The organism is Mesorhizobium sp. P2_E7 (assembly GCF_056403855.1).
Genome location: NZ_JBFUER010000001.1, coordinates 946,339 through 959,645 on the forward strand (window position 1 = coordinate 946,339; position 13,307 = coordinate 959,645).

The 13,307-nt window shown below is 63.2% G+C and carries 15 protein-coding genes; 11 read left to right on the forward strand and 4 right to left on the reverse strand.

Translation table 11 applies throughout. The features are described 5' to 3' along the window. Window positions 1–105 precede the first annotated feature (105 nt). From AC1DYC_RS04805 to AC1DYC_RS04835, 7 genes are read left to right on the forward strand one after another with little or no spacing between them, the layout of a single operon-like run. Window positions 106–633, forward strand: coding sequence for a flavin reductase (locus AC1DYC_RS04805; protein ID WP_477303949.1), 528 nt, complete (start codon window positions 106–108; stop codon window positions 631–633). Beyond that, window positions 630–1,559, forward strand: coding sequence for an AAA family ATPase (locus tag AC1DYC_RS04810; RefSeq protein WP_477404388.1), 930 nt, complete (start codon window positions 630–632; stop codon window positions 1,557–1,559). The genes AC1DYC_RS04805 and AC1DYC_RS04810 overlap by 4 nt, the downstream gene beginning before the upstream one ends. A 4-nt stretch (window positions 1,560–1,563) precedes the next feature. After that, the gene (locus AC1DYC_RS04815; protein ID WP_477404390.1) at window positions 1,564–2,844 is read left to right on the forward strand and encodes a vWA domain-containing protein; all 1,281 of its coding nucleotides are present in this window, start codon (window positions 1,564–1,566) and stop codon (window positions 2,842–2,844) included. A 42-nt stretch (window positions 2,845–2,886) separates the two neighbouring features. Next, window positions 2,887–3,225, forward strand: coding sequence for an XdhC family protein (locus tag AC1DYC_RS04820; protein ID WP_023734542.1), 339 nt, complete (start codon window positions 2,887–2,889; stop codon window positions 3,223–3,225). Between the two features lie 2 nt (window positions 3,226–3,227). After that, window positions 3,228–3,932, forward strand: coding sequence for an XdhC family protein (locus tag AC1DYC_RS04825; protein WP_477404392.1), 705 nt, complete (start codon window positions 3,228–3,230; stop codon window positions 3,930–3,932). After that, complete coding sequence (locus AC1DYC_RS04830) at window positions 3,929–5,539, forward strand: NTP transferase domain-containing protein (protein WP_477404394.1); 1,611 nt, start codon at window positions 3,929–3,931, stop codon at window positions 5,537–5,539. The genes AC1DYC_RS04825 and AC1DYC_RS04830 overlap by 4 nt, the downstream gene beginning before the upstream one ends. A 32-nt stretch (window positions 5,540–5,571) precedes the next feature. Next, window positions 5,572–6,468, forward strand: coding sequence for an alpha/beta hydrolase (locus AC1DYC_RS04835; protein ID WP_477404396.1), 897 nt, complete (start codon window positions 5,572–5,574; stop codon window positions 6,466–6,468). A gap of 19 nt (window positions 6,469–6,487) precedes the next feature. Here AC1DYC_RS04835 and AC1DYC_RS04840 read toward each other — a convergent pair whose 3' ends face one another. Beyond that, window positions 6,488–7,543 (reverse strand): DUF1176 domain-containing protein, encoded by a 1,056-nt coding sequence (locus tag AC1DYC_RS04840; RefSeq protein ID WP_477404398.1) that lies wholly within the window; start codon window positions 7,541–7,543, stop codon window positions 6,488–6,490. A 124-nt stretch (window positions 7,544–7,667) separates the two neighbouring features. On the opposite strand from AC1DYC_RS04840, the gene AC1DYC_RS04845 reads away from it, so the two are divergent. Continuing rightward, complete coding sequence (locus tag AC1DYC_RS04845) at window positions 7,668–8,174, forward strand: DUF1993 domain-containing protein (RefSeq protein WP_477404399.1); 507 nt, start codon at window positions 7,668–7,670, stop codon at window positions 8,172–8,174. 50 nt (window positions 8,175–8,224) lie between these two features. Here AC1DYC_RS04845 and AC1DYC_RS04850 read toward each other — a convergent pair whose 3' ends face one another. Continuing rightward, window positions 8,225–8,389 (reverse strand): hypothetical protein, encoded by a 165-nt coding sequence (locus AC1DYC_RS04850; protein WP_112395048.1) that lies wholly within the window; start codon window positions 8,387–8,389, stop codon window positions 8,225–8,227. 405 nt (window positions 8,390–8,794) lie between these two features. Between AC1DYC_RS04850 and AC1DYC_RS04855 the strand changes: the two genes are divergently transcribed. The 3 genes from AC1DYC_RS04855 to AC1DYC_RS04865 all read left to right on the forward strand — a co-directional run bounded on the left by AC1DYC_RS04855 (window position 8,795) and on the right by AC1DYC_RS04865 (window position 11,759). Further along, window positions 8,795–9,262: a hypothetical protein gene (locus AC1DYC_RS04855; protein ID WP_477408171.1), complete on the forward strand. Its 468-nt coding sequence runs from the start codon at window positions 8,795–8,797 to the stop codon at window positions 9,260–9,262. A 119-nt stretch (window positions 9,263–9,381) separates the two neighbouring features. Beyond that, window positions 9,382–10,449 carry an aldo/keto reductase gene (locus AC1DYC_RS04860; RefSeq protein ID WP_477404401.1) on the forward strand — a complete coding sequence of 356 codons (1,068 nt, stop codon included), beginning with the start codon at window positions 9,382–9,384 and terminating at the stop codon, window positions 10,447–10,449. 44 nt (window positions 10,450–10,493) lie between these two features. Continuing rightward, window positions 10,494–11,759: a cysteine desulfurase-like protein gene (locus tag AC1DYC_RS04865; RefSeq protein WP_477404403.1), complete on the forward strand. Its 1,266-nt coding sequence runs from the start codon at window positions 10,494–10,496 to the stop codon at window positions 11,757–11,759. Between the two features lies 1 nt (window position 11,760). On the opposite strand, the gene AC1DYC_RS04870 is transcribed toward AC1DYC_RS04865, so the two are convergent. Next, window positions 11,761–12,789: a histone deacetylase family protein gene (locus AC1DYC_RS04870; RefSeq protein ID WP_477404405.1), complete on the reverse strand. Its 1,029-nt coding sequence runs from the start codon at window positions 12,787–12,789 to the stop codon at window positions 11,761–11,763. Further along, window positions 12,786–13,307, reverse strand: coding sequence for an N-acetyltransferase family protein (locus AC1DYC_RS04875; protein WP_477404407.1), 522 nt, complete (start codon window positions 13,305–13,307; stop codon window positions 12,786–12,788). Before AC1DYC_RS04875 ends, AC1DYC_RS04870 begins: the two co-directional genes overlap by 4 nt.

The following is a 13,307-nucleotide window of genomic DNA, read 5'->3' on the forward strand; positions in this document are numbered from 1 at the left end:
TGCGCAACACGCGAATTTGCGGATTGGCGTCAAGCACTTCGCTTGTGTGGCTTATCATATGCCGCCATATATAACGCTCAGGCTCCTGCTTATGGAAAATCATCGGTGCTGAAGTTGAACGACATAGGGCCGCAGGCCTATCGCGACGCGATGGCGCATTTTGCCGGTCACGTCCACGTGGTGACCACCGACGGTCCCGCCGGCAAACGCGGCACGACGGTGATCGCCGCCTGTTCGGTGTCGGACACGCCGCCGACGGTTCTCGTCTGTCTCAACCGCGAAAATGCCAAGAACGAACTTTTTGTGCAAAACGGCCGGTTTGCGCTGAACACGCTGGCTTCGCACCAGCAGCCCCTATCGGTGGCGTTCTCAGGCCTGACCGGCCTGTCGTCCGATGCGCGTTTCGCGCTCGGCGAGTGGGATGTCATATCGACAGGCGCCCCGACCTTGCAGGGCGCTCTCGCCGTGTTCGACTGCGAATTGATCGACACCAAGGATCTGCACACCCATCGTGTGCTTTTTGGCAAGGTGACAGGCCTGCGCATGGGCGATAATTTGCGGCCGCTGATCTACCACGCCCGCGACTACCACGTGCTGGAAAGCGGAGCAGAGGCGTCAACGGAGAAAGAATGACCGAGCTGAAACCGCGCCTCGCGCCGCGGACGATCGACGAAACGCTCGATCTCCTGACCGGCGCGGACTATGTCGCGGACCGGTCGCTGGCAACCGTTCTGTTCCTGTCCCTGCGCATGCAGCGGCCGCTGTTCCTCGAAGGCGAGGCCGGCGTCGGCAAGACCGAGATCGCAAAGGTGCTGGCGCAGGCGCTCGGCCGCCGGCTGATCCGTCTGCAATGCTATGAAGGCCTCGACGTCTCCTCCGCCGTCTACGAGTGGAACTACGCCGCGCAGATGATCGAGATCCGCATGGAGGAGGCGGCCGGCAAGGTCGACCGCTCCGACATGGAGCGCAATGTCTTTTCCGAAAAATACCTCATCCGCCGCCCGGTGCTCGACGCGCTGACCGGCAAGGCGGGTGCCGCCCCGGTGTTCCTGATCGACGAACTCGACCGCACCGACGAAGCCTTCGAAGCATTCCTGCTCGAAATCCTCTCCGACTTCCAGGTGACGGTGCCGGAACTCGGCACGATCAAGGCGGAAGAGCCGCCGATCGTCATCATCACCACCAACCGCACCCGCGAGATCCACGACGCGCTGAAGCGACGCTGCCTCTATCACTGGGTCGACTATCCCAATGCCGAGCGCGAGCTGGAGATCGTGCGCCGCAAGGTGCCGCAGGCCAATCAAAGGCTGTCGGCCGAAGTGGTGTCGTTCATCCAGAAGCTGCGCCGGGTGGAGCTGTTCAAGGCGCCGGGCGTTGCCGAGACCATCGACTGGGCCGGCGCGCTGACCGAACTCGACAAGGTGGCGCTCGACCCGGAAACCGTCTCCGACACGATCGGCGTGCTGTTGAAATACCAGGACGACATTGCCCGCATCGGCGCGGGCGAGGGCCGGCGCATCCTCGACGAGGTCAAGGCCGAATTGGCGGCGGCGGAGTAGGGCCGTGAAGACGCCGGGTGCCTACCCCAAAGGGGCCGACCCCAAACAGGCCGACCGGATAGAGGCGACGGAAGACGGCCGCATCGCCGACAACATCGTCTATTTCGCCCGCACCTTGCGCAAGGCCGGCATGCGGGTCGGGCCAGCCTCGGTCAAGGATGCGATCGAAGCGGTGCTGGCCGCCGGCATCGGTTCGCGTGACGATTTCTACTGGACGCTGCATGCGGTGCTGGTCTCCCGGCACGAGGACCATCCGACCTTCGACGAAGCCTTCCGGCTGTTCTGGAAATCGCGCGAACTGATCGAGAAACTGCTGGCGATGTTCTCGCCGGTGGCGCCCGACACCAGGGAAAAGCAGAAACCCCGCGCGGCCGAGAACCGCGTCAGCCAGGCGATGTTCGAGGGCCACCAGAACAGCGCGCCACGCCAGGAAATTCCGGAGATCGAGGTCGACGCCCGCTTCACCTTTTCCGGCAATGAGGTGCTGCGCGGTAAGGATTTCGCCCAGATGAACGCCGCCGAGATGGCCGACGCCAAGAAGGCGATTGCCGAGCTGCGGCTGCCTTTCGACATGGTCAAGACGCGGCGGTTCCGGGCCGATCCGCATGGCCGCCGCATCGATCCGCGCGCCATGATGCGCTCGGCCGCGCGCTCCGGCGGCGAGTTGATCCTGCCGAAATTCCGGTCGGCCCGTGAGGTCCATCCGCCGCTGGTCGTGCTCGCCGATATCTCAGGCTCGATGAGCCAGTACACGCGCATCTTCCTGCATTTCCTGCATGCGCTGACCGAGAAGCGGCGGCGCGTGCACACCTTCGTCTTCGGCACGCGGCTTACCAACCTGACCCGGCAGATGCGCCATCGCGACCCCGACGCGGCATTGGCCGAGAGTTCAGCGGCGGTCAAGGACTGGTCAGGCGGCACCCGCATCGGCGACACGTTGGCCGAGTTCAACAAGCAGTGGTCCCGCCGTGTGCTGGGGCAGGGCGCCGTGGTGCTTTTGATCACCGACGGGCTGGAGCGCGACGATGTCACTGGCCTGTCGGAAGAAATGGAGCGCCTGCACAAATCCTGCCGGCGGCTGATCTGGCTCAACCCTTTGCTGCGCTTCGACGGTTTCGAGGCGCGCGCCCGTGGCGTCAAGGCGATGCTGCCGCATGTCGACGAGTTCCGTTCGGTGCACAATCTCGATGCGCTGGCCGATCTCTGCGCCTCGCTGGACAAGAAATCGGCTGCGTCGGTCGATCCGCGTCGCTGGCTGGACGCTGGCATCAGGCGCGCAGCATGACCATATGTTATCCCGGAAAAACAGACTCTAGGACAAGCGATCATGGACAACAGCATCTATCTCGATGAGGCTCGCGATCCGCTGATCATCGCGGAAGGCTGGATGAAGGACGGCAAGGATGTCGCCATTGCCACAGTGGTCGAGACCTGGGGTTCGGCGCCGCGGCCGGTCGGCAGCCATCTGGTCATCGATGCCGAAGGCAATTTCCACGGCTCGGTCTCGGGCGGCTGCGTCGAGGGCGCGGTGGTGAGCGAGGCGATCGACGTCATCGACTCAGGGAAAGCCAAGATGCTGGAATTCGGCGTCGCCGACGAAACCGCCTGGCAGGTCGGCCTGTCCTGTGGCGGCCGCATCAAGGTCTATGTGGAGCGGCTCGGTTAGGCATGGATCCCTACGCCCTCAAAACCCTCAATGCCGAGCGCCGCGCCCGTCGGGCAGCGATCCTGGTCACAGACCTCGGCGACGGCCGCGACCGCATCGTGCGCGAGGGCGATTATGTCGCCGGCGAACTCGGGCAAGCAATCGCCAAGGCGTTTCGGTCAGGCAATTCGGGTTCGGTCGAGGCCGAGGGGCGGACCTTCTTCCTCAACGCGCACCTGCCGCAACCGCGCCTGATCGTGATCGGCGCCGTCCACATCAGCCAGGCGCTGGCGCCTATGGCCAAGATTGCAGGCTATCCCCTGGAGATCATCGATCCGCGCACAGCTTTCGCCACGCCGGATCGTTTTCCCGATGTCGCGCTGCATGCCGAATGGCCCGAAGATGTGCTGAAGCGCCAGCCGCTCGACAGCTACACCGCGCTCGCCGCGGTCACCCATGACCCGAAGATCGACGATTTCGCGCTGAAGGCGGCACTCGACGCCAATTGTTTCTATGTCGGCGCGCTCGGCAGCCGCAAAACCCACGCCAAGCGCGTCGAGCGTCTGCTGGCCTTGGGCGCTAGCGCCGACCAGATCGCGCGCATCCACGCGCCGATCGGGCTCGACATCGGCGCCGCCAGCCCGGCTGAAATTGCCGTCGCCGTCTTAGCACAGACGATCCACGCCTTTCGCTCGCGCGGACTCGAAGCCAAAGGCGCCGTAGCGTGAGATTTGGTCCGGTTCCGATCGATCAGGCCGAGGGCGCGGTGCTGGCGCATGCCACCACGGCCGGCGAGCGGCGTTTCCGCAAAGCGCATCGGCTGAGTGCCGACGATGTGGCGATGCTGAAGGCGGCGGGTATTGCCGAGATTGTCGTGGCGGTCCTTGCCGCCGACGATCTCAGCGAGGATGCGGCGGCTGAAAAGATCGCAGCAAGCATGATCCATCGCAATATCGAGGCGAAGCCGGCAGCGACCGGCCGCGTCAATCTCCATGCCAAGGCGGCCGGTGTTTTCACTGTCGACCCGGCCATGATCGACGCCATCAATGCGGTCGACCCGACCATCACCATCGCCACGCTGGCGCAGCATGCGCCGGTCGAGAAGGGCCAGATGGTGGCGACGGTCAAGATCATCCCGTTCGCCGTTGCCTCGGCCCTGGTCGATGCGGTGGTAAAAATCTGCGCCGGCGGCGAGATCTTCGCCGTCAATGCCTACCAGCCGGTGCGCATCGGCGTCATCCAGACGGTGTTGCCGGGCATCAAGGCCAGTGTGCTCGACAAGACGCTGCGCGTCACCGAGGCACGGCTGGCGCGTTCCGGCGCCCGGCTGACCGCCGAGCGCCGCACGCCGCACGAAATTGCGCCCGTCGCCGAGGCCGCGGCCGCGCTGGCGCGCGACAACGACATGGTGGTGATCTTCGGCGCCTCGGCGATGAGCGATTTCAACGACGTCGTTCCGACGGCGATCGAGAAGGCCGGCGGCACGGTCGTCCGTGCGGGCATGCCGGTCGATCCCGGCAATCTGCTGGTGCTGGGCACGCTTGACGGCAAGCGAGTCATCGGCGCCCCGGGCTGCGCCCGCAGCCCCAAGGAAAACGGTTTTGACTGGGTGCTCGACCGGCTGATCGCCGGCCTCGACGTCACGGCCGGGGATATTGCCGGCATGGGCGTCGGCGGGCTGTTGATGGAAATCCCGACCCGGCCGCAGCCGCGCGAGCCTTTGCCAGCGAGAGCCGGATTGAAGGTCGACATCGTGCTTCTCGCCGCCGGCCGTTCCAGCCGCATGGGCGGGCCAAACAAGTTGCTGGCCCTGTTCGACGGCAAGCCGCTGGTGCGCCGCACCGCTGAACGTGCGCTCGGCTCAAGGGCATCCAGCACCGTCGTTGTCACCGGTCACCAGCGCGAGCGGGTGCATAAGGCCTTGGGCGGCCTCGACGTGATCTTCGCCGACAATCCGGATTTCGCCGACGGCCTTTCCTCGTCACTCAAAGCCGGCATTGCCAGGGTTGGGGCTGAGGCTGCCGGCGCGATGATCGTGCTCGGCGACATGCCGGGCGTCTCCTCGGCCGATCTCGACAGGCTGATCGAGGCCTTCCGCAAGGACGGCGGCCATTCGGTGGTGCGCGCTGCGCACGACGGCCGCCGCGGCAATCCGGTGCTTTTGCCGCGTGCGCTGTTTCCAGGCATCGCCCACCTCGAAGGCGACACCGGCGCCCGTCATCTGGTCGAGGCCGAAGGGCTGGACATCATCGACGTCGAGATCGGCGACGGTGCATCGATCGATGTCGACACCCGCGAGGCAATGGAAGACGCCGGCGGCGTGCTGCAGGATTGACAAACCGAAGCCGAAAAACGCATGGCTGAGGCATGGCTCTTCGCTTCCAACTCTCCCGCGCGCTGCTGACCGCAATCGCGCTTTCGCTGTCCGCGGTCGATGCCGACGCGCTCGAGCTAAAACCCTATAAGGACGACCTCTTCGCCTATCCGGCCACGCTCTCGTCGACGGACCAAGGCGCCTACACCGTCATCGACTACCGCGAGATGCGCGATATCAACGCCCGCGACGAGGTGCCGGAAAAGCGCGTGCATGCGCAATACACCGACACCGGCGTGCGCAAGGTGCAGCGGGATTTGATGCTGAAGACCGATGCCGGCGATATCAGGCATGTCGCGGTCGGCAAGACCGAGGGCGCCGGCATCATCGTGCTTTACCTGCATGGGCAGGGCGGCAGCCGGAAGCAGGGCGTCGATGACTTCACCTTCGGCGGCAATTTCAACCGCATCAAGAACCTGATGGCCGGCAATGGCGGTCTCTATCTCTCACCCGACTTCACCGATTTCGGCGACAAGGGCGCGGCCCAGGTCGCCGCGCTGATCGGCCACTATGCCGAGGCCTCGCCGGACGCCAAGATTTTCGTCGCCTGCGGTTCGATGGGCGGCTTGTTGTGCTGGAAGCTTGCCGGGCGCAACGATACGGGACGGCGCATAAACGGGCTGCTGCTGCTCGGCTCGCTGTGGGATGAAAGTTTCCTGTCGAGCCCAGCCTACAGGCGCCATGTGCCGGTGTTCTTCGGCCAGGGCAGCAAGGACCCGGTCTTTCCCGTGGAAAAGCAGGAGGCCTTCTTCCGCTCCATCATTGCGAACTCGAAAGCCTATCCCTATCCCACCCGCTTCGTCCGTTTTGAAACGGGCACACACGGCACGCCGATCCGCATGGTCGACTGGCGCCAAACGCTGAACTGGATGCTGTCGAAGGCGCCATAAGGCGCCGTGCTAAAACGCCTCAAGGCGCCGTGTTGTAGTCGACGACGGTCTGCGGATTCTCCTCGCCATCATAAGAGGCGTCCACGTCGTACTGGACGAGCGAGAAATTGCCGTCGCGGAACAAATATGTGCCGGTATCGGAGGCATCGCCGATGCCGCGCCATTTGTCGAACGTGGTGAGCGTCCTGGTTTCTTCGTTGTATTCGGAATTGGTCGCCCAGCCGGTCGTGTGAAAGCCGGTGACGGTCACACCAAGCAATTTGCCGTCGCTGTCATTGTTCTCGTAACGTATATCCAGTTCAGGCTCGGCAAACTGCAACTGCAGCACGCCGTCAAGCCCGTCGGTCATGTAGTAGACCGAGCTGGCATTGTAGGCTGCGGCCGTACAATAGAATTCGAAAAGCCGTGTCTCCTTGTCGGGGTCGCCGGCAGCCGCATTCTTGTCCTTGTATTTGATCGAAAAAGCGTTCGGCTCCTCGGCCAGGAATTGCTCGTCGCACTGCTTGCCATAAGTCGCCAGGAAAGCCTTCTTGGCCTGCTCCAGTATGGCGTCCTTCTTCGGTGGCGGCGGTCCGTCGCCGCAGCTTGCCGGCAGTGCCTCCTCGAAATCGGCCTTTGACGGCTTCAGCGCGCCCTTGTCGATAAAGATCGGGCGGAACGGCGGGGCCTGATTCTGGGCGCTCACCTGGCGCAGCGTGTAGCAGCCGGCAAAGACTGCATCGTTGCCGTCCTTGTCGGTGGCGCGGATGGCGACCGGGACGCTGTAATAGATGCTGCCGGCCGCACCTTCGTCGGAAATGGCCCCGGTTTCGACATCGACCTTGTCGGTGCCGTCATAGCCCTTGACGAAGGTGTCGAAATCCTTTGCCGGCTTTGTATCGCCGTAATAACCCCATGCGCGGGCGAATTCGTGCCGGTTGATGGCGCTGTAAAGCGAACGGATGACGGCGGCGGCATCCGACCGGTCATCGACATAAGGTGCCTGTTGGTCTGCCGGTTCGTCGTCGGCGAACACAGCTTGGCCGGATACGGCAAGGGAGAACAAGGCGGCCGCCGCCAGAAAGACGCGTCTCATCGGGAATCTCCACCACAAAAGGATTCTATCACATCGATTGCGGCGACGTGGTGACGCTTGAAAAATCGCCGGGGAAGGCGCTACCTCCCGCCGTCGGCGCTTGGGCCGTTAATGGAGATTCAAAGTGACACTATCGATGTATGAGGCCTCCGTGCCGGTGTTTTCGGCCAGGCTAAAGGCGCTGTCCGCTGTCCTGTCGGCTGCCGAACAGAATGCCGCCGACCGCAAGATCGATCCGCAGGTATTTTTGACGGCGCGGCTGGCGCCGGACATGTTTGCGCTGGTCAGGCAGGTCCAGATCGCCACCGACCACGCCAAGGGCGCGCCGTCGCGGCTGGCCGGCCGCGAAGTGCCGAAATACGAGGACAATGAGGTGAGCTTCGCCGACGTTCAGGCGCGGATAGCCAAGACCGTTGACCATCTCGCGACCTTTTCGGCGGCCGATCTGCATGGCTCGGACGAGCGGGTGATCGAACTGAGGCTGGCGGGCAAGGAAGTTTCGCTGTCCGGCCTGCACTATCTGCTGCACGCCGCCATGCCCAATTTCTATTTCCACGTGACGACGGCGTACGACATCCTGCGCCACAACGGCGTGCCTCTGGGCAAGGCAACCTTCCTCGGAAGGTCTTGAAAGCAATGAGGTTTCCCGGTTGCTGCCGGGAAACCTCGTCTTGCGCTGGTTCAGCGCACGGACATTTCGCGCGCGATGCGCGGGAAATCGGCAGGCTTAATGCCGATGTCGGCGCGGTCTGCATTGCTCATCGAATGCAGCAGTGCCAGTGCCGAGCGGTAACGCTGATGCTCCTGCGGACGCGGACGGGCAAACATTTCAGTGAAGAACCCCATGATTCGGCCCCTAGTTGATCCTCCACGGCATCGAATATAGGAAAAATGTGAAGATTGTGCAGTGCAGCATTTGCATGGCAGCCATGCCATGCAAATTTTTTTCGGCACAATTGGCTCATCTGTTGAAACTCTTGGCGCGTCCCGACCGTACGCATAGACGCTGGCACATGGCCGGCTTTTCCTCGCCACTCCTGGCGAATTTCCGGACTGCATGAAAATGCAGTCCGGCTTTTTGTTGGGCTTCCCTCAATATCAACCGATCTGCGCAAGCCTGGCGAACGCCTAAACTGGTTAAGATCGGTGGCATTCATTTTTAACGAGCCGGTTCTATGGTGCGACCGGCTCTGTTCGCATGCGCAAAACGAGGGGGAGGCTGACATCGGCGCCAAGCGGGATTTCGCTTCCTTGCTCGACGATCTCTTCGTGGCCTCGGAAAAAGACGAGGCGGGCGGCGAGACAGGCGCGCGGCCGTCGATCCCGTTCGACTATCTCTCCGTGGCCGACGAGCTTCATTCCGGTCGCATAAAAGTCTCCGGCGAAACCTTCACCGCCGAATATCGCGAGTCGGGGTCCGATCTCGCCGCCGAATTCGCCGCGTTGCTCGATCAAGCCAAGCTGGCACTGGCCGGTGAGGAGGCAAAGCCCGAGGAAAGATTGCCGCCGATCGATCCCGAGGCGATCGCCGTCGAGCTCGGCCTCGATCATCCCGTCAAGACTGCCGATTTCGGCCGCATGCGCCGCAGCTTTGCTTTCGCCAACCATCCCGACCGCGTCGCGCCGCATCTGCGCCAGCGCGCCATGATCCGCATGCAGGTCGCCAACATGCTGATCGACGAAGCCAAGCGGCGCGCTTTGGCCGGCGCCCGGCGCTGATTTTTTCTCCTTCACGCAAAAGTCGGGTTCCCTGAGGCTTGGAGAGCGGCGCCCCTTTCCCTATAGATGCGGCTTCATTTCCCGCGCAGCCGCGCAAAAATTCCCGCCGGAGAAATTCCATGCACAAACGCCGTCTCGGTCGGACCGATCTTCTTGTTACCCAGATATGCTTGGGGTCGATGACCTGGGGCCAGCAGAACACCGAGGCCGAAGGCCACGCGCAGATGGATCTGGCTTTTGAGCGCGGCGTGAATTTCATCGACACCGCCGAGCTCTACCCGATCCCACCCAAGGAGGAGACGCAAGGGCGGACGGAGAAGTTCATCGGCAGCTGGATGAAGGCCAGGGGCAATCGCGACAAGGTCATCCTCGCCTCGAAAGTGGTCGGCCGCACCGCCAACCGCTGGTTTCGTGGCGACCGCCCGTCGAAACTGGTACGCGCCGACATTTTCGATGCCATCGACAAATCGCTGGCCAAGCTTGGCACCGACTATCTCGATCTCTACCAGATCCACTGGCCGGAGCGCGACATCCCCTGGGGCGCCAACCCGACCCGTGTCGGTGCCACGGCGCGTCGTGCCGACGCCGTTGGCGCGCCGGCCGGCGAGACGCCGATCGCCGAGACGCTGGCCGTCTTCGACGAACTGGTGAAGGCTGGAAAAATCCGCCATCTCGGCCTGTCGAACGAAAGCTCCTGGGGCGTCATGCGGTTCATCGCCGAGGCCGACAAGGGCGTCGGTCCGCGTATCGTCTCGCTGCAGAACGCCTACAATCTCGTCAACCGCACCTTTGAGGTGAACCTCGCCGAAGTCTGCGACCGCGAAGAGGTTGGCTTTCTCGCCTATTCGCCGCTGGCGCAAGGCTATCTCACCGGCAAATACGACCATGGTGCGCGCCCGCAAGGTTCGCGCTCGCAGCTGTTCAACCGTGGTCAGCGCTACGAGACGCCGAATGCCGCGGAGGCGCAGCTTGAATACAATGAGCTGGCGCGCGCTTTTTGCCTGGAGCCGGCGCTGTTCGCCAATGCCTATGTCGCCAGCCGACCCTTCGTCACGTCGAGCATCATCGGCGCGACGACGATCGCCCAGCTCGAGATGGCGCTGTCGTCAGCCGACGTGACCTGGACCGAGGAGATGCAGAAGGGTGTCGACGCGATCCACCAGCGCGTCGGCAATCCTTGCCCGTAAGTCGGACGGAATTACCAAGCAAAGACAAGGGGAAGGGGACAGCCATGGATTTTCCGATCGAGACCGTCAGGGGGAAATTTCCGGCGCTGGATCTGACCGACAAGGGCCGCCGGCGCATCTATCTCGACAATCCCGCCGGCACGCAGGTGCCGCAAGCGGTTGCCGATGCGGTGGCGCGCTGCCTCTTGATGACCAACGCCAATCTCGGCGGCTATTTCGAAACCACGCTTGCCGCGCAAAAGGTGGTCGACGACGCCCATGCGGCGATGGCCGATTTCCTGGGTGCTGCGAGCGCTGAGGAAATCATCATCGGCGCCAACATGACGACGCTGACCTATCACATGTCACGCACGCTCGGCCGCGACTTCAAGCCGGGCGACGAGATCATCGTCACTCGCATGGACCATGAGGGCAATGTCTCGCCTTGGTTGCAACTGGCCGACGACCTTGGTCTCGTTGTGCGCTTTCTGCCGTTCGACGAGAACAGCTGGCAGGTCGAGGAGGCGGCGCTGGTTGCCCTGTTGTCCGACAAGACGCGGCTGGTTGCGCTCAACTATGCCTCGAACCTCACCGGCTCGATCAACCGGGTCAAGGCGCTGACGGCAATCGCCAAACAGGCCGGCGCCCTGGTCTATGTCGACGCCGTTCAGTTCGCGCCGCATGGACTGGTCGACGTGCAGGATCTCGGCTGCGATTTCCTGGTCTGCTCTGCCTACAAATTCTTCGGCCCGCATATGGGCATCCTTTGGGGACGGCGCGAAATCATCGATGCGCTGAAGCCCTACAAATGCCGCTGCTCGTCCAACGGCCTGCCGGAGCGCTTCGAACTCGGCACGCCGCAGATCGAGTTGATGGCTGGGCTCACCGCAGCGGTCGACTATTTCGCCGAATTGGGTGCTGCGGCCGGCGACGGTGGTTCGCGCAGGCGTAAGATTGCCAAGGCATTCGAAGTCTCGATCGCTTACGAAAACCCTCTGGCCCTACGGCTTATAGACGGCCTGTCGGACATAGAGGGCCTGACAATCCGCGGCATCACCGATCCCAAACGGGTGGGCGAGCGCGTGCCGACGATTTCCTTCACGGTCGACGGCATCGTGCCGGAAACGATCGTGCGACAGATGAACGCCGAAAACATTTTTCTATGGTCGGGCCACAACTACGCCTGGGAGATCGTCCACCAGCTCGGCATTCCGGCCGAGCAAGGCGTCGTGCGTATCGGCATCGCGCATTACAACACGGCAGCCGAGATCGACGAAACGCTGGAAAGCGTGCATCGCGTCATCGCCATGCTGAGGCAGCAGCGTAGCTGAATCAGCGCTGCTTGCCGCCGAAACCCGTGAGGAAGGCGGTGAGATTGTCGCCAAGCGCATCGCAGAGATAGCCGCCTTCCTGGACGATAACCGTCGGCAGGCCGAGTTTTGCTATTGCCTCGCCGATGCGCGAGAAGCCGGGCGTGGTCACGGAAAGCCCACCGAACGGATCGCCCTCGAACGCGTCGAGACCTAGTGCTACGACCAGCGCATCCGGCGAGAAGGCGCGGATGCGCTGGAACGACACCCCGAGTGCCTCCAGAAAGGCCGCGTCGGCGGATTTTCTTGGCAAAGGCAGGTTGAAATTATAGCCGAGCCCCGGCCCTTCGCCGCGCTCGTCGGCATGGCCCCAGAAGAATGGATAGAAGCGCACCGGGTCGGCATGCAGCGACACGGTCAGCACATCGGGCCGCGCATAAAAAATGCCTTGCGTGCCGTTGCCGTGATGCAGGTCGACATCGAGGATCGCCACCCGCGCGGCCTGCTTGCGCAACACTTGCGCCGCGACCGCCGAATTGTTGATGAAGCAGAAGCCGCCGGCGACATCGGCAAAGGCATGATGGCCGGGTGGCCGGCAGAGCGCGTAAGCGGCGGGCGCGCCAGCCATGACGGTTTCGGCTGCCTCGACCGCACTCCAGGCGCTCCACAGCGCGCTCTGCCAGGTCTCGGCCGAGATTGGGCAAGCGGTGTCGGCCATGTGGTAACCGGCCTGGCCGACCGCCGAGGCGGGATAGGACCCTGTGCGGGCAATCGGGTGGATGTTGGGGATCACTTCCGCCGAAGCGCCTTCAATGCGCTGCCAGCGCGCAAAAATGTGTTCGAGGAAGGCTAGATACTCTGGCGTATGCACTGCCGCCACCGGGCCGAGGCCATGATCCCTGGGCTTTTCAACCGTCAATCCGGCAGATCTTGCGCCGGCTAACAAACGCTCTGCGCGCGCGGGCTGTTCGGGGTTTGGCTGCGGTGCGCCGCTGGACAGAAAGGCCTTCGGGTCGTGGCGTTTCTGCTCCTCGGCAAAGAAGGCTTTCATTCCGTTTCCCCGTTCTGCACGGCATCGGCAAAGGCAAAAAACGCCTCGCCGACGATTTTTTGCGTCTGCTCATAATGCGCCCAGCCGATGCCGAGCTTTTCATAAAAGGCCTTGGCGCCGTCATTGTCGGTGTCGACCGACAGCCTGAGGTAGACGCCGCCATCCCTGCGGCAGTCGCGCGCGACCCGGCGCAGCAGCTTTTCGCCGATCTTGCGGCCGCGAAAGCGATCCTCGACATAGAGGTCCTGGATATAGACGCCGGGCCGACCCATCCAGGTCGAGAAGATCGGAAAATGCAGGCACAGCCCGGCAAACTCGCCGCCGACTTCGGCGATCAGGGTGGAGAAGGTGGGTTTGTCGCCAAAGCCATAGCGGCGGAAATCCTCGGCGGTGGAGGTGATCTGCTGATGCCTGCCGGTATGGGCGCCGAAGCGAAGAAGCGCGGCGTGGATGGTGTCGACGTCGTCGATTGTGCCGGGGCGGAGGATGGTATCGCTGGTCTGGATCTTCTCTGTCAT

Bases quoted from the DNA above. Each gene is read 5' to 3' on its own strand.
- AC1DYC_RS04870 (WP_477404405.1), bottom strand. From the start codon at position 12,789: ATGAAAGCCTTCTTTGCCGAGGAGCAGAAACGCCACGACCCGAAGGCC.
- AC1DYC_RS04850 (WP_112395048.1), bottom strand. From the start codon at position 8,389: ATGGGGTTCTTCACTGAAATGTTTGCCCGTCCGCGTCCGCAGGAGCAT.
- AC1DYC_RS04860 (WP_477404401.1), top strand. From the start codon at position 9,382: ATGCACAAACGCCGTCTCGGTCGGACCGATCTTCTTGTTACCCAGATA.
- AC1DYC_RS04875 (WP_477404407.1), bottom strand. From the start codon at position 13,307: ATGACAGAGAAGATCCAGACCAGCGATACCATCCTCCGCCCCGGCACA.
- AC1DYC_RS04840 (WP_477404398.1), bottom strand. From the start codon at position 7,543: ATGAGACGCGTCTTTCTGGCGGCGGCCGCCTTGTTCTCCCTTGCCGTA.
- AC1DYC_RS04835 (WP_477404396.1), top strand. From the start codon at position 5,572: ATGGCTCTTCGCTTCCAACTCTCCCGCGCGCTGCTGACCGCAATCGCG.
- AC1DYC_RS04825 (WP_477404392.1), top strand. From the start codon at position 3,228: ATGGATCCCTACGCCCTCAAAACCCTCAATGCCGAGCGCCGCGCCCGT.
- AC1DYC_RS04820 (WP_023734542.1), top strand. From the start codon at position 2,887: ATGGACAACAGCATCTATCTCGATGAGGCTCGCGATCCGCTGATCATC.
- AC1DYC_RS04810 (WP_477404388.1), top strand. From the start codon at position 630: ATGACCGAGCTGAAACCGCGCCTCGCGCCGCGGACGATCGACGAAACG.
- AC1DYC_RS04865 (WP_477404403.1), top strand. From the start codon at position 10,494: ATGGATTTTCCGATCGAGACCGTCAGGGGGAAATTTCCGGCGCTGGAT.